Here is a 24,486-nt window from a genome sequence, read left to right as displayed (position 1 = left end):
ACAGTGAAGAAGGAACTCCGAAATATGAGTTCCTTCTTCATTTTTAACAAATAGTGAAATCTAATAAAGAAAGTAGCTGTTTTGTATTAATGACTTGAAATAATAATGGAATAGGTGGGCCACTTGGTTCGTTTAACACAAGCTGATAAATCATTGTGAAAAGTTGTTTTTGATTTGATTTCATTATTTTTTTATCTTCATCAAAACAAATTGAGTAAATTTGTTTCATTAGATTGTTTAGATCTTGATCTCCAGTTGTTTGAATAAGATTACAAAGTGTTTTCAACCAATCTTTTTGTTGTGTTGTTAAAGTGCTGTAATAATCAGTGGCCTGATGTTGATTTATCATTCTATTTCTTTGTGGATAATAATTTTTTATCCAATACTCAGCAAGGTCACTTATTTTTTGAATCTCGTTAAAAGAGTAAGATTCTCCATTTTTAGTAAAAACTTCATGTAATAGATCAAGCTTGAAATTTACGAGTGGTAAAATACTAGCAACATGATTAAATTTTGGATAGTCAACATTCCTTTTACGATGATCAGCAAGTTCTAATGAATCTTTTATTGTAGAATCATTTAAAGTTTTATTTTTATAATTAGAATAATATCTTTCGAATTCAGAATAGTTTTTAATAACATCTTCATCTAAACCAATGTTAAACGAAGCGGTAGGGTTGTATTTAGCAAACATAAAAAGAATGATTTCAGGTAAATAGATATTCAATAACTCGGAAGGTGTAATGATATTACCTGAAGAACTAGACATTTTTTGATTTTGACCTTTAATACCAATAAATTCATATGGAGCATAGCGTGGAGCTTCGAAATTAAAAATCTCTTTTGCAATTTCTTTTGAAACATTGTAACTACCTGTTTCAGAAGAATGATCTCTTCCTCCAGGTTCAAAAACAACATCTTCTTTCATCCATCGCATTGCCCAATCTATTTTCCAATTTAATTTTATATTTTTAGCCGTTAGGACAAATAATTGATTTGCGAAACCGCAGTTGCAACGATATTGTAGACTTTTGTTCTCACTGTTAAAATGAGTAATCATTGTATGATCTTTCTGGCAAGCTTCACAATATACCGTAATTGGATAAAATTCATTTCGTTCATTACTATTTGGTGCACTCGTTTTAAACTTCATTAAAATATCATAAATCTCATTTCTTTTCTCAAGCGCATATAGTATTTCATGATTGTATCTTCCTGAAGTGTATTCCTTGCTCTGATAAATAAACTCGATTTCAATTCCGAATTTGGATAAGGATGTTTCAAATTCTTTTTCAAAGTGTTCGGCATATGAAGCGTGACATCCATGAGGGTCTGGAATATTGGAATAGGATCTACCAATATACTCTTCAAATGAAGAATTAATATTTTTGGGTACTTTTCTTAATCGATCAAAATCATCCCATGAAAAAATAAATTTCGTTTTTTTACCTAATTTGTTTAATGCTTTAACGACAAAATAAGTTGTAATCACTTCTCGAAAGTTTCCAATATGAACAGATCCAGATGGACTTATACCAGAAGCACAAACATATACTTCTTTGTTCGGATACTTTTCAATAATTTCATTTGCAATTTTATATGCCCAATGCATGTGTTATCACCTCTAATTATTAGTTAAATCGTTAAGTTTAAATGTTTAATAAATAAAAAAACTCTCACCCCCAAGATTATTCATCTTGAGGACGAGAGTTTGTTGACTTCGTGGTACCACCTCAGTTTGTTAATATGTTACCATATCAACCTTATCAGGTACGGCTAAAAGCTTATACCTTATCTCTGTAACGGGAGATCCCGTCGTACCATCCCTAAAGGAATAACCTTTAGTTCCATACGAAGCTCCAAGTCTTTTTTCATAAAGTGTATTATTACTCCTTTTCAGCTAACTGGAGCTCTCTGTATATAATTCATCTTTATTACTTTTCTCTTCATCGCTTTTAAAATTCGAAATATTAATTGTTATTATATTAATTAAAAGAGTATTAATTGTCAATGAAATTTAAAATTGAATAAAATGGATTAAATTTTTTTAAAAGGGGGTGTCAATGTGAGCGAGCCAGGAGATGATATCGTATTAATTGGTGCTTATTTTTTATTGTTTGGCACTTTAACTTCTGCTGTTGGTGTGTCGAGTAAAAAAATTGTAAGTGAAAATTTTGGGAGGGATTTATTCGCTAAGGGTAATGCAATCGAAGCATTTGGTAACTCTCTTCAGGCAATTGGACGAGAAAAGTTATATTACAAGGATAAAGAAGAGGTTGAATTAACAATCATGTTTGGTGCTTGGACTCAAGCAGCGGGAAATATTACAAATACGATTGCAACAAATTTAGAAATACAAGGTTTGGAAGAAGAGGGACATAAATTAAATGCAATTGGAAGTGTAATCCAAGCAATTGGTGCTCAAGTCGAAACTACTGGCGCGTTAGAAGGAGGTACACAATTAGCAAAAATAGAAGCATATGGAAATGAATTAATTGGATTAGGTGCTTTAATTGATGGAATAGGTAATGTTGCACTACTAAATGAAAAAGTTAATTTAGGTGAACAGCTTTTACTATTTGGTAGTTGGGTTCAAGTATTCGGTTCAATACTCATAATATACTCACTTAGGAATAGGATCAGAGAAGAAGAAATGAAAAATCATAATGAATATCGATACGGCTATTATCCTAATAAAACAGTTGAATTTTAATTTTTTAACTTTTTGTGAAGAATACAAAAAAAAGAAGGTATATTGTTTTGAATTAGCTAATTATTAAATAATAGTAAGAAATTAAGAATATATTATTTTCTGTTTCGTTTTTTTATGAGAAAATATTTTAATAAAATTAATTTTTGAAACTGAGGTAAGAATGATGAATGTTAAAATAATAACGGATAGTGCGGCAGACTTGCCAAAAGAAATCATAGAACAATACAAAATTGATGTCATACCTCTTAGGGTATATTCAGAAGATGAAAAGGAATATTTTGACGGAGAAACTTTAGATTCAAAAACTTTATTTAATGAAATGCGTAATGGTAAAGTGTTCAAAACTTCTCTCCCTTCATATGAGCATATATACAATACTTTTATAAAATACGCAAAAGAAAATACAACTTGTATTTATATTGCATTTTCATCTGAACTTTCAGGTACATATCAATCAACAACGATGGTGAAAAATGAAATTGGTGAGGAGTATCCTAATGTTGATTTAGAAATCTTTGATACAAAAAGCGCTTCGATTGGACAAGGGTTAATAGCAGTGAATGCTGCAAAACTTGCTTTAAGTGGTGCAACGAAAGATGAAATAATTCATAGTATAGAAAATAGTATCCAAACGATTGAACACATTTTTACTGTAGACGATTTACAGTATTTAGTGCGCGGTGGACGATTAAGTAAAGTTGCAGGACTTGTTGGGAATTTATTAAATATTAAACCGAACCTACACGTTGAAGAAGGCAAATTAGTACCACTTGAAAAAGTTAGAGGATCAAAAAAAGTAGTAAAAAGAATGCTTGAAATTATGGAATCTCGTGGAACAAATTTATCAAATCAAATAATCGGTATTTCACATGGCGACGATTTAAATAAAGCAATTGAAATAAGAAATGCAATGACAGAGGCATTTGGCTGTAAAGAATTTGTCATTAATTCAATTGGATCAGCAATTGGTGCACATGCTGGTCCTGGTACATTAGCAATATTTTTTATGAATGAAAACAAATAAAGTTAAATTTAGGCTGATTTTATCGAATAGATGAAGTTAGCTTTTTTTTGTACATTAAGAAAGTATAAAATGGCAACGGTGTAGAGACTTTTAGGTATTAAGTATATTTTCAGTTAAGCCTTTGTCTTCGCCTAAAGGCTCACCAATGTACGAGTTTACTTTATTTGTTGTTTTAATTTTCTGGAAATATTACCCGGATAATAATTTATACATAATTTCATTTAAAGAAGGAAATAGTATTTATGTAATCTTCAACAATATACTTTATGAGGTGAAATCGATGTCAATTTTAGATAACTGGGATCAATGGAAAGATTTCTTAGGAGATCGTTTAGATGCAACAGATGAAAAGGGTGTTGGAGAAGGTGCTATTTCTGAAATGGCATATCGCTTAGGTAACTATTTAGCAAATGAAGTTGAACCAAAAAATGCAGAAGAACAAATCTTAAAAGATCTTTGGAATGTAGCTGATGAGCAAGAGCAACATACAATTGCTCATCTAATGATGAAATATGTAAAAAATAAATAATTAAAAATTGTCATGCGAAAATAACCCTATGAATAAAATCATAAGGGTTATTTTTTCTTTTGGCTCTGTTAATGTTAATTGTTGATATTTTACAAAACACATTAAAGACATTGATTGGAGTGGAAGGGGTTAAGAGCAGGAAGAGCAGGGAAGGCAGGAAAAGAATATAGGATCAATAAAATTTTCTAAAGTCTTTTAATATCTTTGCCCTTCCTTGTTCCTGCTCTTAATGGCATCCTGGAACGGAAATCATCAACATTCTTTTTTAACAGAACCTTTCTTTTAAGGAAAAGGATTACAAAAAAAATTAAACTTGAATCAAATAGTTTTATCGCATATACTGTACTTGGTATAGATACTGTTTATATTTAAAGGACAATTATTATTTACAATTTAATTATTTTTTTGTATGATAGACTTTCTGTTCATTTTACACATTCATCACCTTTTAGTTTTTCGCACTTTTATTTGTTTGTAAATTTGAACGAATTTCAATAAAGAAGTACAAAATAGGAAATGGGGTTAGTTTATGAATAGTCAGCACGATACGGCGGAAAAGCCTTTTAGTGTAAAGACGATTATAGGTCCTATGATGGCAGTAATCGTCGGAATGATCATGGTTATTTTAGATAGTACCGTTGTTAACGTAGCTTTACCTGGTATTACTGAATATTTTAAATCTGATTTAACAAAAATGCAGTGGACGATTACTGGTTATACACTAGCATTATCAGCAGTTATTCCACTTGCTGGATGGATGTCAGATCGATTCGGTGCAAAACGAATTTTCTTACTAACGATTTTATTTTTTACGATTGGGTCAATACTATGTTCAGTTGCACAAACACCTAATCAATTAATTATTTTTCGTATCATCCAAGGTTTAGGTGGAGGTATGGTTGCTCCAATCGGTATGGCAATTATCTTCCGATTAGCACCTCCTGAAAAAATCGGCTCGATTATGGGAATGCTTGGAATACCAATGTTATTAGCGCCTGCGTTAGGGCCAGTCATTTCAGGTTGGTTCGTTGAGTATTCTACATGGCACTGGATTTTCTTAATTAATTTACCAATCGGTATTATTGCTTTATTTATTGGGGCTAAATTTTTACCAAATTTTGAAACAAAGTCAGTTCCTGCTCTAGATGGACTTGGCATTATTATTGCTCCAATCGCTTTTTCAATGTTAGCTTATGGGGTAAGTCAAAGTTCAACAAGTTGGACTTCTAAACAAACTTTAACTGGATTAATTGTTGGTGGAGTAGCGTTATTACTATTCATTTTTGTTGAGCTTCGCCAAAAACAACCATTATTGGAATTAAGAGTATTTAAATCAACTGATTTTATTAGAAGTATTTTAATTACATGGATTATGCAAATTGCGTTATTTGGTTCATTCTTAATTGTTCCACTATTTTTACAAACAGTTAAGCAATATGGTGCATTTGAAACAGGTTTAATTATGTTACCTCAAGCATTAGCATCGGCATTAATGATGCCTATAGGTGGTAAAATGTATGATAAAGTTGGCGCTAGACCAATGGCATTAGTTGGTTTAACAATCATAACATCGGCACTTTACATTTTCTCAACTATTTCAGTTGATTCATCAAATACATTTATTATGCTTACACTTGCTATGATGGGTGCTGGTATGGGATTATCAATGATGCCAATTAATACACATGTATTACAATCTGCACCAAGACATTTAGTAAGTCGTGTAACTCCTTTAACAGCTGCAGCACAACAAGTTATGGTTTCATTTGCAGTAGCTGGTATGGCTGGATTTTTAACTTCTAGCACAAAGGATTATATGGCAAAAGCAAAGAATCCACTAGATGCAATGATTTCTGCATTTGGTGATACTTTCTTATTAGCCGCAGGTATTGCTTTAGCGGGTGCATTATTGGCAATCATTTTACGAAAGCCAGTAAATAAGGATCAAAATCAAATGTCTCAAGCAGAACTTGACGAGTCAAAATCATCAATGATGGCAGGACATTAAGATAGAAAACAGAAGCTGATTGTTACGCTTCTGTTTTTTTTTTGTGAAAAATGAAACTGACAAATCGTTAAGAGCAGGAACAAGGTAAGTCAGGATAAAGGGGGGCCTCCTGCTTTTTATCTGAAATATTAAAAAAAAATTAGAATTTGTAATAAAAATGTACTTAAAATGTAAGATTAGTTTTGTATAATAAAAGCTTATCATAATAGATTTACTAGACAATGGAGCTGATTAAATGATAAGAAGTATTTGTAAAACAACTTTGGCACTTTCGATTTTAACGGGAGGTTTGTTTTATGAAAACAGTACCCCAAATACAATTAAAACTGTCGAGGCTGCAACAATTAATGGTACAGTAACGGCTACAGTATTAAATATGAGAAGTGGTCCTGGCACTAGCTATAAAATTGTTGGAACACTGAAAAAGGGTAATTCTGTTACAATCACAGGAACAAGTGGAAATTGGTTTAAAATAACAAGTGGGACGAAGAGTGGATGGGTTTCAAGTTCATACATAAAAAAATCTCCAAATACTGTTTCTGTAGCTACTGTTAACAAAATGAAGACGCTAGGTACTTCAAAGCAATTAATTATCGTATCAGCTGATAATGAGAGTACGCGAAATGTTCTAATTGAAACATTTGAAAAAAGTGCTACAGGTTGGAAGAAGCTACATACATATTCAGGAGTAATTGGCAAAAATGGTATGATTAGTAATAAGCATGAAGGTGATTATGAAACACCAGAAGGGAAATATACGATTACTACAGCTTTTGGAAGATATACTAATCCGGGAACGAAATTGACCTATCGAAAAATTACTTCAGATGACGTATGGGTCGACGATTCAAACAGTAAATTATATAACACTTGGCAATTAGCATCACAAAATAATGGTCGATGGAAAAGTGCTGAAAATATGAATCGATCATTATATGATTATGGTTTTGTCATTAATTATAATGAAGCAAAAGTACCTGGGAAAGGTAGTGCAATATTCTTTCATATAGCAGGTACTTCTGGGTATACAGCTGGCTGTACGGCTACTTCTAGAACATATGTAGTTTCAATTCTTAAATGGTTGGACCCTTCGAAAAAGCCAATTATTATTCAAACGCCATTTAATAAATTATCACAATATTAATAAGAAAGAAGGAAAGATTTTTTTGAAGTCTTTCTTTCTTTTTTTTTTTTTTGCTTTTTTTACTCCATTCTTCCATTCAATTCTTTCATCTTAGAGTTATAGTCTGATAGCCTCTGATTCTTTGAACTTCCCCAAATAATATGATCGATTTAGTGAAAATCATTATTTTATCATTTACAAGGGAATTGTATGTTTATTTCGAAATTTCAAAGTATAATAGAAAGAACACTTATGTAAGAAGGACATTAAAAAGAGGTGTAAAATGAGTAAAAATAATTTTATAGAGATAGAAACAGAACGATTAAGACTTAGAAGATTTAAAGAGCAAGATCTTGCAAACTTTTATAACTATCGATCCAATCCTGAAGTAGCAATATATCAAGGTTGGGATGATTACACATATGAACAAGCAATTAATTTTATCGAAAAACAAAAATCTGCTGAAATAAATATTCCGGGAACTTGGGCTCAAATTGCAATTGAACATAAATTAAGTGGAGAATTAATCGGTGATATAGGTTTACATACACTTTTAAATCCTGTGAATCAAGTAGAAGTTGGATTTACTTTAGAACCGAAGTTTCAAAATAAAGGTTTTGCAAATGAAGCATTGAATTCTTTGTTTCATTATTTATTTAATAAATTAGAAAAAGAAAAAATATGTGCAATTGCAGTAGAGCAAAATGTAGCTTCTATTAAATTATTAGAAAAATTAGGGTTTCAGCAAGTCAATAAAATAGAAAACACCTATTTTAAAGGCCGATTTGTAACTGACGTTGTTTTTGAACTGTCAAAAAAGAATTGGAATAAAGTAGGAGACGTGGATTAAATGAATTTTTTTAAAGGTGCAATTTATTTGTCACTAGCCGCGAGTATTTGGGGAATGACCTATATTGTAAGTAAAGTAGTTTTAGATCATATTTCACCTTGGCTTTTATTAGAAATGAGATTTATATTAGCGTTAATTACTTTAGGGATTTTTAGTTATTTCAAAAGAAGCTGGAAGATTAATAAAAAGGATGTATTTCCGATTGCAGTCATTGCTTTAGTAGGATATACGGGTTCAATAGGGCTACAATTTGTCGGTACAAAGCTTTCAGGAGCGGCAATGGGCTCATTAATAACATCTGCTTCACCTGCATTAATTTCACTATTTGCATTTATAATTTTAAAAGAAAAGATAAATTTTCGTAAAATCGTCTCGATAATTTTAGCTACTATTGGCGTGATCGTTGTAATCGGACTCCCAAGTGGGAGTTCAAATAGTAGTGCATACATAGGAAATATCATTTTAGTCGGTGCTGCAATCACATGGGCATTATATACAGTCTTGAGTAAAGTTCAGACAAAAAAATATTCTTCATTAACAGTGACAACTTGGGCTACAGTATTTGGTGTCATTTTTACTTTGCCGTTTACTTTAATTGAGCAAACTAACCATTTAACTGACTTGCCATCAAACAGTTGGATTTGGATGGGTGTTCTATTTTTAGGTTCTATTTCAACTGCGGGAGCTTTTTATCTTTGGAATAAAGGATTTGAATTCATTGATACCGCTACAGGTTCACTATTTTTCTTCTTACAACCATTAATTGGTTCAATCTTTGGCTATTTTTTATTAAACGAAGAAATTAATCCTTCATTTTTTATCGGCAGTATCCTAATTCTGATTGCAGTTTATTTATCGATAAAAGAACCTAAACACGAACCAACTTTTCAATACAATTCTAAAAAAGCATAAATTTTAAAATAAGTGGTTAGAAATAGGTGAAGAGTTCTCTTACATGGAGAAAAGACATTAGCGAATAGGGTCTCAGAGAAGAAATTTGAGCTAAATGACATCCTATATTTACGTTAAAATTTAATTAACATTAGAAAGGACTATTGGTAGAAGTATCTTTTTATACTCCTTGTATTACCGTTTGTAATTTTGTGGCCACTCATATTCGACTCGAACGGAGAATCAGTTTTGTTCATAATAGACATATTAAAGAATGAAAATAAGGAATAGTTGTTCCAATCAACAATTATTATCGAAAACTGCCTATTAATATCAATAAAGTAAGATATAAAAAAGGATCTTTTAAAAGATCCTTTTTTTGTTTAGCTAAGTTAAAGTTTTGGCATTGTTCATCTTAATAGGATTGTATACAAACCACATAGTCAAAAAAAGATTTTGAGAATTAAAGTATAGAATATTAAAAGAAATTGATTGGAGTGGAAGGTGCGAGACTCCTATGGGAGTAGCGAGAAGGGTGAGACCAATTAAGAGCAGGAAAGGCAGGAAAACATAAAGGACAAGGATTATATAGAGGAAATCAATAAAATTCTCTAAAGCTTTTTATATCTTTTCCTTTATCCTGCATTTCCTTGTTCCTGCTCTTAAGAAAGCGAGCATCCTGTAACGGAAATCAACCTTCTTTTTTATCAAAGCTAAAGTTATTAATAATTTTATTAAAATGAAAGTCTAATAATAATCTAACTGTGTTTTAAATTGACAACTAAAATGGATAGCAATATGATATATCTTATAAGATATATCGTATAAGATGTATCTTGTACGATGTAGTTTTAAGGAGGGATAAAAAATGCTGGAAAGAGCTGAATATATTCGCGAATCGATTGATTTTTTACAACGTTATTTTATGAAAAGTCTTCAAAAACATGCAGAGGAACATGGGGTTACAATACCACAAGCAAGAGTAATTGCAGAAGTATTTGCACATAAGACAATGAGTATTAAGCAATTGTCAAAAAACCTTAAAATGACGCAAAGTACAGTTTCAGATATTGTAGAAAGACTTACTAGTAAAGGACTTTTATTAAAAACACCAAGTGCTAAGGATAAACGTTATGTTGAGATTTCTCTCCCTGACAAAGTAGCAGAAGAAATAAATATTAGTATTTCAGAAATTGCTAATAACTCATTAATTGGTGTATTAGGTCTATTAAATGAAAATGAGCAAGAAATTGTGGAAAAAGGAATGCGATTATTAGTTTCAGCTGTTAAAGAAAAGATGGAGACAGATGGAATGGATAATTATGAATTCTTTGATGTTTTATACTTTTCTAATGAAGACTGCAGAAAAAAATAAAAATGACAGGGAGGGGATTATGTGAAAAATATCATAAAAGGCCGTTGGGCGATCTTTTCAATCTGGCTGATTGCAACAATATTACTTACAGTTTTTCAGCCTGATATTAATGCGATCCTTCGAAATAAAGGACAGCAAGGAGCAAATAGCAACTCGCCTTCAGTAATTGCTGATAACATTTTAAAAAAAATGGATACTTCTAAAGGTACGAATAACATTATCGTTTTTTACGATAAAAATAAAATTTCAAGTACCGAAATGGAGAAAATAGGTGATGCTGTACAAGAAATTAAAAAGAGCAGTTCAGAACTTGGCATTGCAGACATCATTGACCCTTTTAGTATACCTAGTGCAAAAAGTTCATTAATCTCAAAAGACGGAACGACACTAATGGTGAGTTATAAGCTTGATAAGAGATCTAGAGAAATTGACGATATTAAAAATCAAATTGAAAGTAAACTTACTAAAGTAGCTGTTAACTATTATTTTAGTGGGGAAGATTTTATAAATAATGATTATTTGAAGGCTTCACAAGCAGGTGTCGAGAAGAGTGCAGCATTAACTGTCATTTTTATTTTAGTCGTGCTAATAATAGCATTTAGGTCAGTTGTAACGCCATTTGTTTCATTATTAGCAGTAGCATTTTCTTATCTTTGTTCAATGGGGATTGCCGCACAATTAATCGATAAAGCTGGATTCCCAATTACAAGTCTTACGCAAATGCTACTTATACTAATTCTATTTGGGATCGGAACTGATTATAATATCCTCTTATTCAATCGTTTTAGGGAGGAACTTTCACTTGGTCATTCAATCGATGAGTCGATCATAAATACTTACAAAACGGCAGGTAAAACAATCGCTTATAGTATACTAACGGTATTTATTGCTTTCCTTGCATTAGTTTTTGCAGAATCTCCAATTTATAAATCTGGAGTTGTAGTAGTAATCGGGGTAACGATCCTATTACTTGAAATTTTGACGCTAACACCGTTCATAATGAAGGTTTTAGGTAAAAAGCTTTTCTGGCCATCTAAAAATGTAGCAGGTCATAAGGAGAATAAGTTTTGGGGGGAATCATCCTCATTTGCTATAAAGAGACCTTTTATAACAATCATCGTTATACTTTTAATAGTAGGTCCAATGGTGTACTTACATCAGGAAAAACTAAACTTTGATACGATTGGTGAACTTGGAAATAAATATCCTTCATCTAAAGGCTTTAATTTAGTCTCAGAGCATTTTGGAAAAGGTCAGGCAATGCCTTCTACTGTAGTAATTGAAAATAATAAAGCACTCGACAATAATCAATCCCTTGCAGTAATTGATAATTTAACTGAAAGATTAAAGAATATTAAGGGGGTTAAACAAATTTCATCTGTAACACAACCAGAAGGTAAAAAGATAGATAGTTTTTACGTTGATAACCAAATGGGAAGCGTAACAGATGGCATCTCAAAAACACAAGATGGAGTTGATCAAATCCATGATGGTTTGAGTTTAGCTCAAGATAAGCTTGGATCTGCAGATTTTTCGAAAGTCAATCAAATGGTTGATGGCACAGAAAGACTTCAAAATGGAGTAGTAGCTTTATCGAATGGATTAAAACAAATTCAAGCAGGGATTGATGATGGGGCTAGTCATTCACAAACAATTAGCAACGGGCTATCGACAATTGAAGCAAATCTTACGCAGATGAGTAATGGCTTTTCATTGCTAACAACTAATTATAATAAAATGCAAGCCGGATACAAAGAAATGGGAGGTCATTACCAAGAAACAGCGCAAGCTTTACTCAGTATTAAAGGTGCGATCGCACAGATGCAATCAATGGCGACTGCATTAGGGAATAGTTATACTAATTCAAATAATGACGCAAATTATCAAGCGCTGAAGCAAACAATTGATCAGACTGCGGCATCGTTAAATCAAATTACACCTGAAGGTATAAAAGCATTAAATGCTAATTACAATGCGGTAACAACTGGGTTTGCTACTGCAAATAAAAATCTTTCTAGTATGAGTAAAGGCTTATCCCAAATGGCGGTAGGTTTAAATAAACTTGAAAGCGGCCTAAGTGATGCATCATCAGGAATAGGTAAAATTGTAACGAATATGGATAAGGTAACAGAAGGTCTAGGCCAAATGAAATCAGGTCAACAACAACTCGTTTCTGGTATGAATGGTTTTAGTACTTTTGGACAAAAGCTTTCTGATGTAAATGGGGGCTTAAAAGTCATTTCTGATGGATTAGGTAAGACAAATGATTTCTTAACACAATTTGGCTCAAATAAAACGTTCTTTATTCCAAAAGAGGCTTTAGCAGACAAAAACTTTGAAAAATCATTAGACGTATTCATGTCAAAAGATCGCAAAATTACAAAACTAACAATTGTTCTTAAAAATGATCCTTATTCTAAGGAAGCTTTAAATACGATAAATAAACTACATTCAACTGTTTCGAGTGGGTTAAAAGGTACGAATCTTTCACATGCAAAGTTTGGTGTGTCGGGACCAAGTGCTACAACAAATGATATGAACCATATTTTAAGCAGTGATTTGAATAAAACAACTACGATTGTTATTATCGGTGTTTTACTTGTCTTATTCTTAGTCATAAGATCATTCTGGACACCAATTTTTATTACTGCATCTCTATTAGGTGCATACTATTCAGCTATGTTTATGATAAATTATATTTTCATCGATTTGTTAGGGTATGAAGGAATATCTTCATTTGTTCCATTCTTCTCTTTCATCATAATCGTAGCTTTAGGAGTAGATTATAGTATATTTCTTATGATGCGATTTAAGGAATATAATCATCTGACTCCTACAGAAGCAATTGTTTTAGCTTCTAAGCATACAGGTGGAGTCATTATATCAGCCGTTATTATACTAGGTGGTACTTTTGCTACACTTATGCCATCTGGTATCCTATTATTGTTTGAATTAGCTATTGCTGTTATAACAGGATTAGTCGTACTTTGTTTTATCTTACTACCAATCTTTTTACCAGCGTTAATTGCTATGCCAAATAAACTATCTAAGATTTTCTCAAGAAAAAACCTAAATGACATTCGTTCAGAAAAACATGTAATTTAATGTCATCATTGAAAATCAAAAAATGCCGAATTAAAAAGAGAGTCAACAGTCTGAAAATCAAATAAATAGGACTTTATCTACACACTGAAATGCCGACTTAAAAAGAGAGTCGGCATTTTTTTACTTTAAATTATGAAAAGTAACTAAGCACTTTTACAATCTTTTAATTTATGAATTAATAACTATATTGTCTTTCTGGATCATTTTTAATAGTGGTGCTGTGATTTGATCAAACTTTTCTGTTTCATCAATCGAAATCCAGGCAACCTCAATTAGATCGCTATTTGCTTCATTTTTTAAATCAAGAGATAATTCTCCTCCAATTATCTTCGCAATAAATGTAAACTTGTTGGACGTTTTTAAAAGTAAACTTTTTATTTCTACATCAAATCCAGTTTCTTCTTTGACTTCTCTAATACAAGCATCTTCTGGCGTTTCATTTTCTTCTATACCACCACCTGGAAAGTTCCAAACAATATCTCCTCTTTGGACAAATTGTTTAACCATAAGAATTTGTTTTTTTTGTAGAATAAGAGCTTGTGATATCAAATTTGTGCACCTCCATAGTAAAATAACAATACAAGGGCTTGCTTATCTCATTAAATCGTTAGTTAAATATTACCAATTTTATGATAAAATTAAAATGAAAGATGTAGCTAGCCTTTCTCCTGTGGACACTTAACGTTGACTTATACATGGAGAAGGAAGTTTAGGAAACTTATTAACGCTATGACTAGGTAAGGTGTGAGCGTTTCGAATGTTCTTTGTATTGTCAGCTCTCATATTAATTGGGAGCTTTTATACTTTTACCTTAGATTTTAATCGTTTTCAGTTTATAGGAGTTTCGCTAAGAAGCGATATGGATCATCATACAGAGATCGTAATTTGTTAACCAGATTATTGAGGAGGGGATTTAATGGCAATTAAGCTCTGTCCCATGTGTGGAAATGAGAATAAGTGCTCAAGTGGGAAGACTTGTTGGTGTAATGATGAGTATTTTCCAAGAGACATATTTAATCAGATACCACCAGAAGAGGTAAGAAAATCTTGTATATGTAAGTCGTGTTTAGATAAGTACAAAGAAGATAATAGAATAGAGGATATAAAACCTTCTGATATTGGACCAATAGTCTTTAGTCGAAAGAATGCACCTAAACAAGACGATGAAGTATGTTACTGTTATGAAAAGTTTAAAGATCAACTTAAACCAGGAACTGTTACTAAGTGTTTCAAAGAAAAATGTGCTAATTACATAAGATGCACAGAAGAACGTAATCAGAATAGGGGATGTTGATAAGAATTTTCAATTTTCCTTTTATTATTTGAGCTTAAAACCACTTTAAATTCATATAAAAAAGGCGGTAATTTATCTTACCGCCTAATTCCTTCTTTATTAATCGACTTGAATTTCATTATTTACATCAAGTGCTTCCACTAATTCTAATTCCTCATGACGTTCTTTAAAACGATTAAATGTAAATTCATTCGCAAATAAGAAAAGTGGTCGTTCGAAACGGTCAAATACAAGCATATTTCTCATGTCCTGGTATTTCTTCAGTCCTTTAACATCATCTGTTTTAACCCATCGAGCTAAATTGAAATCAACATGGTCTTTACGGATATCAGATCCATATTCATTTTTTAAACGATATTCAAAAACTTCAAACTGAAGCTGACCAACAGCACCTAAAATAACCTCATTGAATTCATTTTTATAAACTTGAATTGCACCTTCTTGAGCTAACTGCTCAACACCTTTGTGGAAGTGCTTTGATTTTAGTGAGTTAACTGGGCTAACGCGTAAGAATAACTCTGGTGGGAATGTTGGTAATGGCTCAAAAAAGAGTTTTTGTTTACCAGATGTAATCGTATCCCCAATTTGATAAGTACCAGAATCATAAATACCAATTACGTCACCAGCATAAGCTTTATCGATTGTTTCACGATCATTCGCCATTAATTGCGTTGATTGACTTAATTTAATTTGCTTTCCTGTACGAGAAAGCATTACGTTCATACCTCGTTCAAATACGCCTGAACAAATTCGTAAAAATGCAATACGATCGCGATGGGCAGGATTCATATTTGCTTGAATCTTGAAAATAAATCCACTAAAAGTTTCATCAGTCGGGTTCACTTCACCATTGATTGTTTTTCGAGGTCCTGGAGCAGGTGACATGTCTAGGAAATGATTTAAAAATGGTGTTACACCAAAATCAACTAAAGCAGTTCCAAAAAATACAGGTGTAAGTTCACCAGATTGTACTAACTCGATGTCAAATTCATTCCCAGCACCTTCTAAAAGATCAACTTCATCACGTAAGTTTTCTAAATTAGATGGTTCTAAATGAGCTTCTAATTCAGGGCCGTGTACGCCATCTTTACCAAGCTTAATGACTTCGTCTTTTCTAAAAAGATGAACTTCGTTTTCTAAACGATCATAAACTCCTTCAAACTGCATACCACTACCGATTGGCCATGTTACTGCAACTGAAGGCATTCCAAGAACTTCCTCTAATTCTTCCATTAATTCTAATGGGTCTTTCGCTTGACGATCTAATTTATTCATAAATGTAAAAATCGGAATACCACGCATACGACAAACTTGGAACAATTTCTTCGTTTGTGTTTCGATACCTTTTGCAGCATCAATTACCATGACTGCAGAATCAACAGAAGTAAGTACACGATATGTATCCTCACCAAAATCATTATGACCAGGCGTATCCATGATTGATACCATTTTTTCATCATATTCAAATTGCATAACTGATGATGTTACTGATATTCCACGTTGTTTCTCAATTTCCATCCAGTCAGATTTTGCATATTTTGAATTTTTTTGAGCTTTTACAGTTCCAGCTTCACGAATTGCTCCACCATGAAGAAGTAATTTTTCAGTTAAAGTTGTTTTACCTGCATCCGGGTGAGAAATGATCCCAAAAATACGGCGTTTAGCAACTTGTGTTAATAATTCTTTATTTGCCATCTATTATAAAGTCCTTTCTAAAACAAATATATATATATCAATATTTTTACATCCTACCTATTATACAAGAATTTAGCGCGTGATGAAACATCTAGTAAGAAAGTTATAGACAAAGCTGACAGATCGATTCTAAAAAGTTGATTTTAAGTAGATATATGTACATTTGTAATGAGATTGACACACTAGATGTTGATCTATTGAAATTAGGAACGATTCGATTTGAAAGGCTGAATAACAAGAATGTAAAATTAATATCTACTATATAAGTTTATCAGAGTCTTGAAATAGTATGCTTGATGAATCATTCACAGCTGGATGGAAAGAAAATGCTGAAAATAACCAACTTTCCATTGAAAAAATTTACTTACAGCAAAAATGAATTAGAGGTAAAATAATGAGTTCGATGAAAGGTATATCAATAGTTAGAAGATTAGGGGCAAAGTAAAAAAAGAAACGCTAATTCCAGTTTACTAGATTTTTTAAAATTCTGTATAATAATGGTAAAAACAATTTGTCAGGAGAATAGTCTATGCCATTTACAATTAATCCGGTTGCTTTTGTTCGAAATACAAGAAAAGAAATCATAGATGATAATTGGGGTTCAATTATCTCTGAAATTGAATTAGTAGAAGAAATGAATGAAGAGGCATTAAGTGGAATTAGTGATTTTTCTCATTTAGAGATTATTTTTTACTTTAATAAAGTTACTGATGAAATGATACAATACAATGCAAGACATCCAAGAAACAATATGAATTATCCGAAAGTTGGAATATTTGCGCAAAGAGGAAAAAATAGACCAAATAAATTAGGATTAACTTCTGTAGAGCTTTTGAAACACAGTGGTCGTATTCTAACTGTTAAAGGGCTAGATGCAATCGATGGCACACCAATAATTGATATAAAACCAATTATGAAAGAGTTTTTACCTAAAGGTGAAGTCAAACAAGCAGAATGGTCAAAGTCATTGATGGATAAATATTGGTGAGAAGGGATAGTCAAATCTTTCAATTACAAAAGACATCAGTTGGTTCTGATGTCTTTCTTTTTGACAAATTCTAATCAATTCATTATTTTAAAGGTCTTAAGCTTGCTTCAATCTCAGCTCTTTTAGGCTCTAAAAATGGTGGCAATGCTAATCGTTCTCCTAAAGTTTCCATTTGCTCATCAACATCAAATCCAGGAGTATCGGTTGATAATTCAAACAAGATGTGATTGGGTTCTCTAAAATAAAGTGCTTTAAAATAGTAGCGATCTATTTTACCTGAATTTGAAATCCCAAGTGAATTAAGTTTATCTGCCCATTTGTTATACTCTTCAACTGTAGGAACTCGAAATGCAACATGATGTACGCTACCACGTCCGGGTCTCTCTCTTGGTGAATCTGGCCTAACTTCCAAATGCACCTCAGCTCCAGCACCACCTAATCCAGTTTGATAAACTTCAATATTTGTAAACTCTCCACTAGTAGAAGGATACGATCCGATGTGTCGAAAACCTAATACATCTGTTAACGTTTTACTTGTAGGTAATGGATCTTTTACTGTTAAAGTAACTGGACCTAATCCAATGATACAATGTGGAAGGGGGATATCAGTTTGATCCCAAGGCTCTCCTGCGGGAACACCTTTCTCTTTATTATCAGCGACTAAAATTAGTCTTGTCCCCTCATAATCTTGAAATGCAAGCGTATCTCGATTTGCTCTTTTTACAATCTCTTCATGCTCAATTCCATTTTTTATAAATCGTTCTTTCCAATAATTTAGTGAATCTGTCGTAGCCACTCGCAGGGATGTTGATGAAATACTTGAATGGCCAGGATATGTATTTCCTAAACTTGGAATATCGAAAAACGTTATTTCTGTCCCAGGGTTCGCTTTTGCATCACCATAAAATAAATGATAACTAGAAGTATTATCCTGATTAACAGTTTTTTTAACAAGTCTCATACCTAAAACTTTAGTATAAAATTCATAATTCCTTTCGGCTTTCCCAGTAAGTAGTGAAACATGATGAATACCTAATAATTCCATTTTCATCACTCCAATTCATTTATCATGATTATTTTAAATCCAAATCGAACAGTAAAATACATAGGGAATTACAATTGATTTTATGATAAACTTTGATTAATCTAAATATTCTCATAAATAAGTAAGATAAGGGGGCTAAGACAGTGTACTTTGGATATTTATTAATTTTAATATCGGCAACTGCCTTTGGATTAATGCCAATTTTTGCACTTTATGCCTATGATCAAAATGTAAGTGTAAATACATTATTATTCTTACGATTTTCATTTGCAACAATTCTTTTTTTTAGCTACTTAGTTTTAAATAAAAAATTAATTTCAATTACTAAGAATCAACTATTTTTATTTGTCCTTCTTGGTGGGGTACTATACATGTTACAGTCAAGTTTCTATTTTAGTTCAGTAAAATACATACCAGCTTCTCTAGCTGCTTTAATTTTATATTTATACCCTGTGTTTGTAGCAATCTTATCATTTATCGTAAACAAAGAACAATTAACAAAAATTTTACTTCTATCAATTATCATTTCATTAATCGGAATTATCTGTGTATTAGGAGCTCCATCAGAAAACTTAAATTTACTCGGAATTTTATTAGCATTAGCAGCAGCAGTAATCTATTCAATTTACATAATAGTTGGAGGGAGAATCTCATTACAAGTTCCACCAGTCGTAACGAGTGCCTATATTTCTTTATTTGCAGCTATTTCATTCTTTATTGTTGGATTATCGACAAAAACGATACATATACATTTTCATTTCATTGGTTGGTTATCTATCCTTGGCATTTCAATTATATCGAGCGTAATATCAATGGGAGCATTTTTTGCTGGGGTTAAATTGATTGGTCCGACAAAGGGATCGATTTTAAGTATGATTGAACCGGTTGTGACAATTGTATTTTCGACAATTCTTTTCCATGAAAATATGAATTTCCTTCAAATAATAGGTGGAACTATTGTTTTATCCGGAGCATTTTTAGTTGTTATTGCAAGTGAAAGGAATAAGGTCGTAGAGAATAAAATGGATTTTTAAAAGTAATATGATAAAATAAAGCTAGATAATTAGAGTAGAAAATAAAAAATATTGAACATGATGGGCTGCTTTTGCAGCTCTTTTTAATGTGTAAAGGAGTCAGTAATCCGATGTTTGATTTTAAATTAAAAAACGGAGAAGTCATAAATGTACGTGAAGCTACCAAAAATGATGCAAAATCTATCATTGATTTTTACAATATTGTAGGTGGAGAAACGAATTTTTTATCTTTTGGTGGAAATGAATTTAAAAGAGATGTTGAAGAATATCAAGTCTATTTAGATTCTACATTTCATGAAAACAATTCGATTATTTTATTAGGTACAGTAAATAATCAAATAATTAGCATCGCATCAATCAATTCGAGTCAAAAAGAACGTACAAAACATGTAGGAACATTAGGAATTGTCATCAAAAAAGAATATTGGGGATTAAGTCTTGGAAAATTAATGATGGAATCTTTAATTGACTGGGCTAAACGAAATGAAGTAACTAGAAAAATTCAATTAGTTACAAATGAAGATAATCATAAAGCAATTCAATTATATAAAAATTTAGGTTTTGAAATTGAAGGTAGGATGAAAGAAGATACTTATATAGATGGTAGATACTATAATACTTTATCTATGGGCTTGTTTTTAAACTAGTTAAAAAGATAAAGCTGATGCTAAAATAAACAAAGGTGTATATATGATTAAAGATTTATTTCTTAATTTTTCGTTACTAATATTTTTCTTATTTGGTTTTAATCGAATCCAATTTATTTTAAAACGAAGATTTCAAAACAAATTTTCAATCCTAGTTGGGGTAATCCATGGAATCCTTGGGATTATCTTAATATTTTTTGGAGTGCATATTTATGAACATAACATCTTAGATTTCAGACAACTTGCTATTTTATCAGCTGCTTATTTTGGTGGGATTAGGGCTACAATTATTACAGGTTTCATGCTGATTGTATTCCGATTTTCCTATTATGGTGTTAATATTGGCTCAATTTATGCTTGTGTAACGATTTCGATTAGTTCAATTGTTAGTGGATTACTAAGTGGTTGGGTTAAACAATATTGGATGAAATGGATCACAATGATCTCATTTTTAGTTATATTAACCAGTTATTTTACTATCTATCATTCAATTAAATTTTCTCATCCGCTTTATCCGATCATGCCGCTATATGAGTCAGCAATTTTATTTGGTGGTTTTATCATCAGTTCATTTATTCATTTTTTAGAGAAAAGTGAGCAAATAAAACTTGCTTTAAAGGAAAGTGAAGAAAGATATCGGACGTTAATTGAGACGTCTCCGGATGGAATATTTGTTCAAATTAATGGGTATATCAAACTAGCAAATAAAAAAGCAGCTAATTTACTAGGGGCTAATTCAATATCAGAATTAATAGGTTTATATGTATTTGACCTAATTGATCCTACAACACTAGAGGAATCTTATGGACGGTATTACCAATTTATTAATGGTGAACAAAAGCAAGAGCAAAAAGAAAGTAGATATATTCGTTTAGACGGTCTAAAGATTGATTTAGCTTTCTCCGGATCTAAAGTAATCTATGAAGGACAATTAGCAACAATGGTTGTTTTTAGAGATATTTCTGAACAAAAGGAAGCTGAAAGAAAATTAAAACAAGCAAATCACTTATTGCATAAACTATCAATTACAGATGGTTTAACTGGAATTGCGAACAGAAGATATTTTGATGAAGTTTTTCAAATGAAATGGGATGAGGCATTAGTCAATAAAACATCGATTTCAATTATGCTTATTGATATTGATTCTTTTAAAGAATTCAATGATACTTACGGGCATTTAAAAGGGGACAAATGCCTACAACAAGTAGCTAATATTATTTCTGTGAATTTACTTCGTGATGTGGATTTCTCTGCAAGATACGGTGGCGAAGAGTTCATTGGTATACTATCAAATACAAATGAAAATGAAGCCAAAGTAATTGCTGAAAGAATAAGGAGAGATATTTTAGATTTGAAGATTCCTAATCTAAATGCAAATGCTGTACCATTTGTAAGTGTTAGTATTGGAATCGTATCACTAATTCCAACTGAGTTAGTTGATCCAAAGGATGCTATTGATTATGCGGATAAATCTCTTTATTCTGCAAAATCAAATGGACGGAATCAAGTTAATCTATTTAGTCAAAACCAATTAGAATTATTAAAGAGTTAGGTATATAAACTTAAGTGTTTGAGAACATTCAAAAGCCTTGTGATATGAAATCACAAGGCTTTTTTTTAGGTAATAATAGTTTTTAGAAACACGTAAATGACCTAATCCGTCTTGTATCGATTCCAAAGAAAACCCATCTAAAGCCAACCCATCTAAATCCTGCAACTGAAGTTCTACCAACAAATGTTGGGAAAAACCAAAATGATTCTCCATTATTCAACCATACATAAGTATTTCTAAATCGACAACCAGCGATTGCACCTGGATCTACTGCAAATGGTGTAGCTTGTGATAATGTCGGAGTGAATGAAGGTGGTGGAGAAGTAGGTTGACCTTGAGTTGTTCCACCAGTTCCGGGAAATCCACCTGGTTGCCCTGGAAATCCACCCGGTTGACCCGGAAATCCGCCTGGTTGACCTGGCTGTCCTGGGAAACCAGGAAAAGTTCTATAATCTGGGTAAAAGTACATTTTTTCAACTCCTTTCCATTTAATCATTATTAAAGTATGAAAATAAAATTTTTTTTGTTTGGGCGGATAGTCAAATATCCAAGAATTTAAATTTGAGAACTAGAATGCTTTTCTAAAAACATACATTTTTACTCTATAACGTAAAAAAAATACTTTTAAGAGTAAAAAACAGTTGCATTTTTCTGTGAATTCGAATAAATTAGACTTAAAGGAGGAGAAATATGGAAAATTTACGCTTAAATGTTTCATTGTTACGCCGTAGAGTACCAAATTTAACAAGTACTGCTAAATCTGTAGGGCTTCGACCAGCAACTGTTTCAAATTTATGTACAGGTAAAATTCCAATCGGTCGCTCTGAAGTTAGAACTTTAGTTGCATTAGCAACATTAGCAGAATGTACTTTAGATGAACTGATTATAAGAGGGGAGAAGATCGAAATGATTGAAACTGGAATTAAGACAATTGATTTATTTGCTCCATTAGTAAAAGGTGGTACTGTTGGTTTAGTTGCAAGACCAGGGATGGGGCAATTAGTGGTCCTGGCAGAAATGCTTTATAAATTAAATAATGAATCATACTTTACGATTGTTTTAAAACCTGAAGGTGAACATCCAGAAATTGATGATATTTTGTCTGATGTGAAACTAGTTTGTCATTCAATCGATGAAGTTTACGAGGCAATTGCAAAAGTCGGAAAAACAACTGATATCGCATTTGCAGCGGATCGTTCACATGTCATTACAGGTGAAATTAATCGTCTTCAACAAAAATTAGCAGATATAGGAATTGAAAGCGTTACAACATTCTTAGTCGACTTAAAAGGTGAAGCAGTAGATGAGGATTTTCCATATGGTCCTTTGGAAACTTTATGGCAATTTGATGCAGACTTGGCATTCCGACATAAATATCCCGCTATTAATCCGATCTATTCAACGTCTACAGTATTAGAAGATAATCATCAAGATCAAACCCACAATTTAGTACAAAAATCAGCTCAAAAATTACTTCGAAGATATCGTGAATTAAGATCACTAGTAGCAGTACATGGTATTGATTCATTACCTGAAAATGAGAAACTAACATATAAACGAGGAGAACTATTAGAAGCATATTTAACTCAACCATTCTTCGTAGCAGAAGAATTTACCGGTACAAAAGGAGCTTCAGTTCTTTTACAAAACACTTTACAAGATGTACGTAAACTCATAGACGGTGTCTATGATTCGATCGAAGTTGAAAAAATGAATTTTATTGGAACGATAAGTTAAGAGCAGGGAAGGCAGGAAGGAAGGGCAGGAAGAGCAGAAAAAGCAGAAAAAGCAGGGAAAGGAATTTAATAAAATTCTTTAAAATCTTTTCCTGATCCTGCCTTTCCTTGTTCCTGTTCTTAAAAAAGCAAGAACCCTGTAGTGGAAATCAAGGTCATAAAACTTAATTATCAGTGATAAATAATTATAATTATAATTAATGACATAGTTCTGTTTCAACACTTTGAAAGCAATACTTTTTACGTTTTCTAAGTAAAGGCTATTTAAATTGTTTATTAAAGAATACTTTAATTGAAGAATAAATTGATTGGAACGAAAGGGAGCTCGACTCCTATGGGAGATGCGGGAAGGCTGAGACAAGTTAAGTGCAGGAAGAGCAGGGAAAGGAATTTAATAAAATTCTTTAAAATCTTTTCCTGGATCCTACTTTTCCTTGTTCCTGTTCTTAAGAAAGCGAGAACCCTGTAGTTGAAATCAACATCACAAAGCTTAATTATCAGCGATAAATGTTTATAATTTACTGACAAAGTTCTGTTTTTACACTCTGAAAACAATACTATTTATATATAAAAGGTCATTAAGTCATTTTTGATGATCAATTAATGAATATAAATGATAATCTGTTTAGAGCAATTGTCGTTTAAACTAATTTGTTTACTGTAAAGAATTTTTAAATTGTTTTTGAAAGAATACTTTAATTGAAGAATAAATTGATTGGAACGAAAGGGAGCTCGACTCCTATGGGAGATGCGGGAAGGCTGAGACAAGTTAAGTGCAGGAAGAGCAGGGAAAGGAATTTAATAAAATTCTTTAAAATCTTTTCCTGGATCCTACTTTTCCTTGTTCCTGTTCTTAAGAAAGCGAGAACCCTGTAGT

At 31.9% G+C, this 24,486-nt stretch carries 20 protein-coding genes and 1 other annotated feature; of the genes, 15 read left to right on the top strand and 5 right to left on the bottom strand.

Features of this window, described 5'->3' with window-relative positions; translation table 11 throughout:
* Nucleotides 1-43: 43 nt before the first annotated feature.
* Complete coding sequence (gene lysS / locus B7R67_RS10970) at nt 44-1,612, bottom strand: lysine--tRNA ligase (protein ID WP_088070350.1); 1,569 nt, start codon at nt 1,610-1,612, stop codon at nt 44-46.
* Between the two features lie 84 nt (nt 1,613-1,696).
* Nucleotides 1,697-1,959: a binding site (T-box leader), on the bottom strand.
* A 106-nt stretch (nt 1,960-2,065) separates the two neighbouring features.
* Here lysS and B7R67_RS10965 point away from each other — a divergent pair.
* From B7R67_RS10965 to B7R67_RS10925, 9 genes are all read left to right on the top strand, one after another.
* Complete coding sequence (locus B7R67_RS10965; protein WP_088070348.1) at nt 2,066-2,713, top strand: DUF6944 family repetitive protein; 648 nt, start codon at nt 2,066-2,068, stop codon at nt 2,711-2,713.
* Between the two features lie 163 nt (nt 2,714-2,876).
* Nucleotides 2,877-3,737 (top strand): DegV family protein, encoded by an 861-nt coding sequence (locus B7R67_RS10960; protein ID WP_088070346.1) that lies wholly within the window; start codon nt 2,877-2,879, stop codon nt 3,735-3,737.
* Nucleotides 3,738-4,017: 280 nt separating this feature from the next.
* On the top strand, nt 4,018-4,266 hold the full coding sequence (locus tag B7R67_RS10955) for a DUF3243 domain-containing protein (RefSeq protein ID WP_088070344.1): 249 nt from the start codon (nt 4,018-4,020) through the stop codon (nt 4,264-4,266).
* 529 nt (nt 4,267-4,795) lie between these two features.
* A complete protein-coding gene (locus tag B7R67_RS10950; protein WP_088070342.1) occupies nt 4,796-6,274 on the top strand; it encodes a DHA2 family efflux MFS transporter permease subunit in 1,479 nt (492 codons plus the stop codon).
* Nucleotides 6,275-6,509: 235 nt separating this feature from the next.
* The gene (locus B7R67_RS10945) at nt 6,510-7,418 is read left to right on the top strand and encodes an SH3 domain-containing protein (protein ID WP_142289544.1); all 909 of its coding nucleotides are present in this window, start codon (nt 6,510-6,512) and stop codon (nt 7,416-7,418) included.
* Nucleotides 7,419-7,680: 262 nt separating this feature from the next.
* Nucleotides 7,681-8,247 carry a GNAT family N-acetyltransferase gene (locus tag B7R67_RS10940; protein ID WP_088070339.1) on the top strand — a complete coding sequence of 189 codons (567 nt, stop codon included), beginning with the start codon at nt 7,681-7,683 and terminating at the stop codon, nt 8,245-8,247.
* Nucleotides 8,248-9,159, top strand: a complete 912-nt coding sequence (locus B7R67_RS10935) for a DMT family transporter (RefSeq protein ID WP_088070337.1) — start codon at nt 8,248-8,250, stop codon at nt 9,157-9,159. It abuts the gene before it with no gap.
* 847 nt (nt 9,160-10,006) lie between these two features.
* The gene (locus B7R67_RS10930; RefSeq protein WP_088070335.1) at nt 10,007-10,513 is read left to right on the top strand and encodes a MarR family winged helix-turn-helix transcriptional regulator; all 507 of its coding nucleotides are present in this window, start codon (nt 10,007-10,009) and stop codon (nt 10,511-10,513) included.
* 21 nt (nt 10,514-10,534) lie between these two features.
* On the top strand, nt 10,535-13,618 hold the full coding sequence (locus B7R67_RS10925) for an MMPL family transporter (protein WP_088070333.1): 3,084 nt from the start codon (nt 10,535-10,537) through the stop codon (nt 13,616-13,618).
* A 168-nt stretch (nt 13,619-13,786) separates the two neighbouring features.
* Here B7R67_RS10925 and B7R67_RS10920 read toward each other — a convergent pair whose 3' ends face one another.
* Entirely contained in the window at nt 13,787-14,167 is a 381-nt protein-coding gene (locus B7R67_RS10920; RefSeq protein WP_088070332.1) for an NUDIX hydrolase, read from the bottom strand.
* A 367-nt stretch (nt 14,168-14,534) separates the two neighbouring features.
* Here B7R67_RS10920 and B7R67_RS10915 point away from each other — a divergent pair, with 367 nt between their 5' ends.
* A complete protein-coding gene (locus B7R67_RS10915; protein ID WP_088070330.1) occupies nt 14,535-14,912 on the top strand; it encodes a cysteine-rich CWC family protein in 378 nt (125 codons plus the stop codon).
* A gap of 99 nt (nt 14,913-15,011) precedes the next feature.
* On the opposite strand, the gene B7R67_RS10910 is transcribed toward B7R67_RS10915, so the two are convergent.
* Nucleotides 15,012-16,607: a peptide chain release factor 3 gene (locus B7R67_RS10910; protein ID WP_088070328.1), complete on the bottom strand. Its 1,596-nt coding sequence runs from the start codon at nt 16,605-16,607 to the stop codon at nt 15,012-15,014.
* A 529-nt stretch (nt 16,608-17,136) separates the two neighbouring features.
* Between B7R67_RS10910 and tsaA the strand changes: the two genes are divergently transcribed.
* Nucleotides 17,137-17,595: a tRNA (N6-threonylcarbamoyladenosine(37)-N6)-methyltransferase TrmO gene (gene tsaA, locus B7R67_RS10905; RefSeq protein WP_088070326.1), complete on the top strand. Its 459-nt coding sequence runs from the start codon at nt 17,137-17,139 to the stop codon at nt 17,593-17,595.
* An 82-nt stretch (nt 17,596-17,677) separates the two neighbouring features.
* On the opposite strand, the gene B7R67_RS10900 is transcribed toward tsaA, so the two are convergent.
* Nucleotides 17,678-18,640, bottom strand: a complete 963-nt coding sequence (locus B7R67_RS10900) for a ring-cleaving dioxygenase (RefSeq protein WP_088070324.1) — start codon at nt 18,638-18,640, stop codon at nt 17,678-17,680.
* 143 nt (nt 18,641-18,783) lie between these two features.
* Here B7R67_RS10900 and B7R67_RS10895 point away from each other — a divergent pair, with 143 nt between their 5' ends.
* From B7R67_RS10895 to B7R67_RS10885, 3 genes are all read left to right on the top strand, one after another.
* Nucleotides 18,784-19,674, top strand: a complete 891-nt coding sequence (locus tag B7R67_RS10895; RefSeq protein WP_088070323.1) for a DMT family transporter — start codon at nt 18,784-18,786, stop codon at nt 19,672-19,674.
* A gap of 110 nt (nt 19,675-19,784) precedes the next feature.
* Nucleotides 19,785-20,321: a GNAT family N-acetyltransferase gene (locus tag B7R67_RS10890; RefSeq protein WP_088070321.1), complete on the top strand. Its 537-nt coding sequence runs from the start codon at nt 19,785-19,787 to the stop codon at nt 20,319-20,321.
* Nucleotides 20,322-20,364: 43 nt separating this feature from the next.
* On the top strand, nt 20,365-21,873 hold the full coding sequence (locus tag B7R67_RS10885; protein WP_088070319.1) for a diguanylate cyclase: 1,509 nt from the start codon (nt 20,365-20,367) through the stop codon (nt 21,871-21,873).
* 82 nt (nt 21,874-21,955) lie between these two features.
* On the opposite strand, the gene B7R67_RS10880 is transcribed toward B7R67_RS10885, so the two are convergent.
* On the bottom strand, nt 21,956-22,342 hold the full coding sequence (locus tag B7R67_RS10880) for a transporter (protein ID WP_088070317.1): 387 nt from the start codon (nt 22,340-22,342) through the stop codon (nt 21,956-21,958).
* 221 nt (nt 22,343-22,563) lie between these two features.
* Between B7R67_RS10880 and B7R67_RS10875 the strand changes: the two genes are divergently transcribed.
* Complete coding sequence (locus B7R67_RS10875) at nt 22,564-23,610, top strand: ATP synthase beta subunit C-terminal domain-containing protein (protein WP_088070315.1); 1,047 nt, start codon at nt 22,564-22,566, stop codon at nt 23,608-23,610.
* Nucleotides 23,611-24,486 lie beyond the last annotated feature (876 nt).

The sequence above is a fragment of the Gottfriedia luciferensis genome, from assembly GCF_002156865.1.
GTDB lineage: Bacteria > Bacillota > Bacilli > Bacillales > Bacillaceae_G > Gottfriedia > Gottfriedia luciferensis.
Note: the sequence above shows the minus strand (reverse complement) of the source record. Positions and strands in the feature narration are given on the sequence as shown.

Bases quoted from the DNA above. Each gene is read 5' to 3' on its own strand.
- B7R67_RS10955 (WP_088070344.1), top strand. From the start codon at position 4,018: ATGTCAATTTTAGATAACTGGGATCAATGGAAAGATTTCTTAGGAGAT.
- B7R67_RS10960 (WP_088070346.1), top strand. From the start codon at position 2,877: ATGAATGTTAAAATAATAACGGATAGTGCGGCAGACTTGCCAAAAGAA.
- B7R67_RS10935 (WP_088070337.1), top strand. From the start codon at position 8,248: ATGAATTTTTTTAAAGGTGCAATTTATTTGTCACTAGCCGCGAGTATT.
- B7R67_RS10880 (WP_088070317.1), bottom strand. From the start codon at position 22,342: ATGTACTTTTACCCAGATTATAGAACTTTTCCTGGTTTCCCAGGACAG.
- B7R67_RS10885 (WP_088070319.1), top strand. From the start codon at position 20,365: ATGATTAAAGATTTATTTCTTAATTTTTCGTTACTAATATTTTTCTTA.
- lysS (WP_088070350.1), bottom strand. From the start codon at position 1,612: ATGCATTGGGCATATAAAATTGCAAATGAAATTATTGAAAAGTATCCG.
- B7R67_RS10940 (WP_088070339.1), top strand. From the start codon at position 7,681: ATGAGTAAAAATAATTTTATAGAGATAGAAACAGAACGATTAAGACTT.
- B7R67_RS10930 (WP_088070335.1), top strand. From the start codon at position 10,007: ATGCTGGAAAGAGCTGAATATATTCGCGAATCGATTGATTTTTTACAA.
- B7R67_RS10915 (WP_088070330.1), top strand. From the start codon at position 14,535: ATGGCAATTAAGCTCTGTCCCATGTGTGGAAATGAGAATAAGTGCTCA.
- B7R67_RS10900 (WP_088070324.1), bottom strand. From the start codon at position 18,640: ATGGAATTATTAGGTATTCATCATGTTTCACTACTTACTGGGAAAGCC.
- tsaA (WP_088070326.1), top strand. From the start codon at position 17,137: ATGCCATTTACAATTAATCCGGTTGCTTTTGTTCGAAATACAAGAAAA.
- B7R67_RS10910 (WP_088070328.1), bottom strand. From the start codon at position 16,607: ATGGCAAATAAAGAATTATTAACACAAGTTGCTAAACGCCGTATTTTT.
- B7R67_RS10890 (WP_088070321.1), top strand. From the start codon at position 19,785: ATGTTTGATTTTAAATTAAAAAACGGAGAAGTCATAAATGTACGTGAA.
- B7R67_RS10875 (WP_088070315.1), top strand. From the start codon at position 22,564: ATGGAAAATTTACGCTTAAATGTTTCATTGTTACGCCGTAGAGTACCA.
- B7R67_RS10945 (WP_142289544.1), top strand. From the start codon at position 6,510: ATGATAAGAAGTATTTGTAAAACAACTTTGGCACTTTCGATTTTAACG.
- B7R67_RS10950 (WP_088070342.1), top strand. From the start codon at position 4,796: ATGAATAGTCAGCACGATACGGCGGAAAAGCCTTTTAGTGTAAAGACG.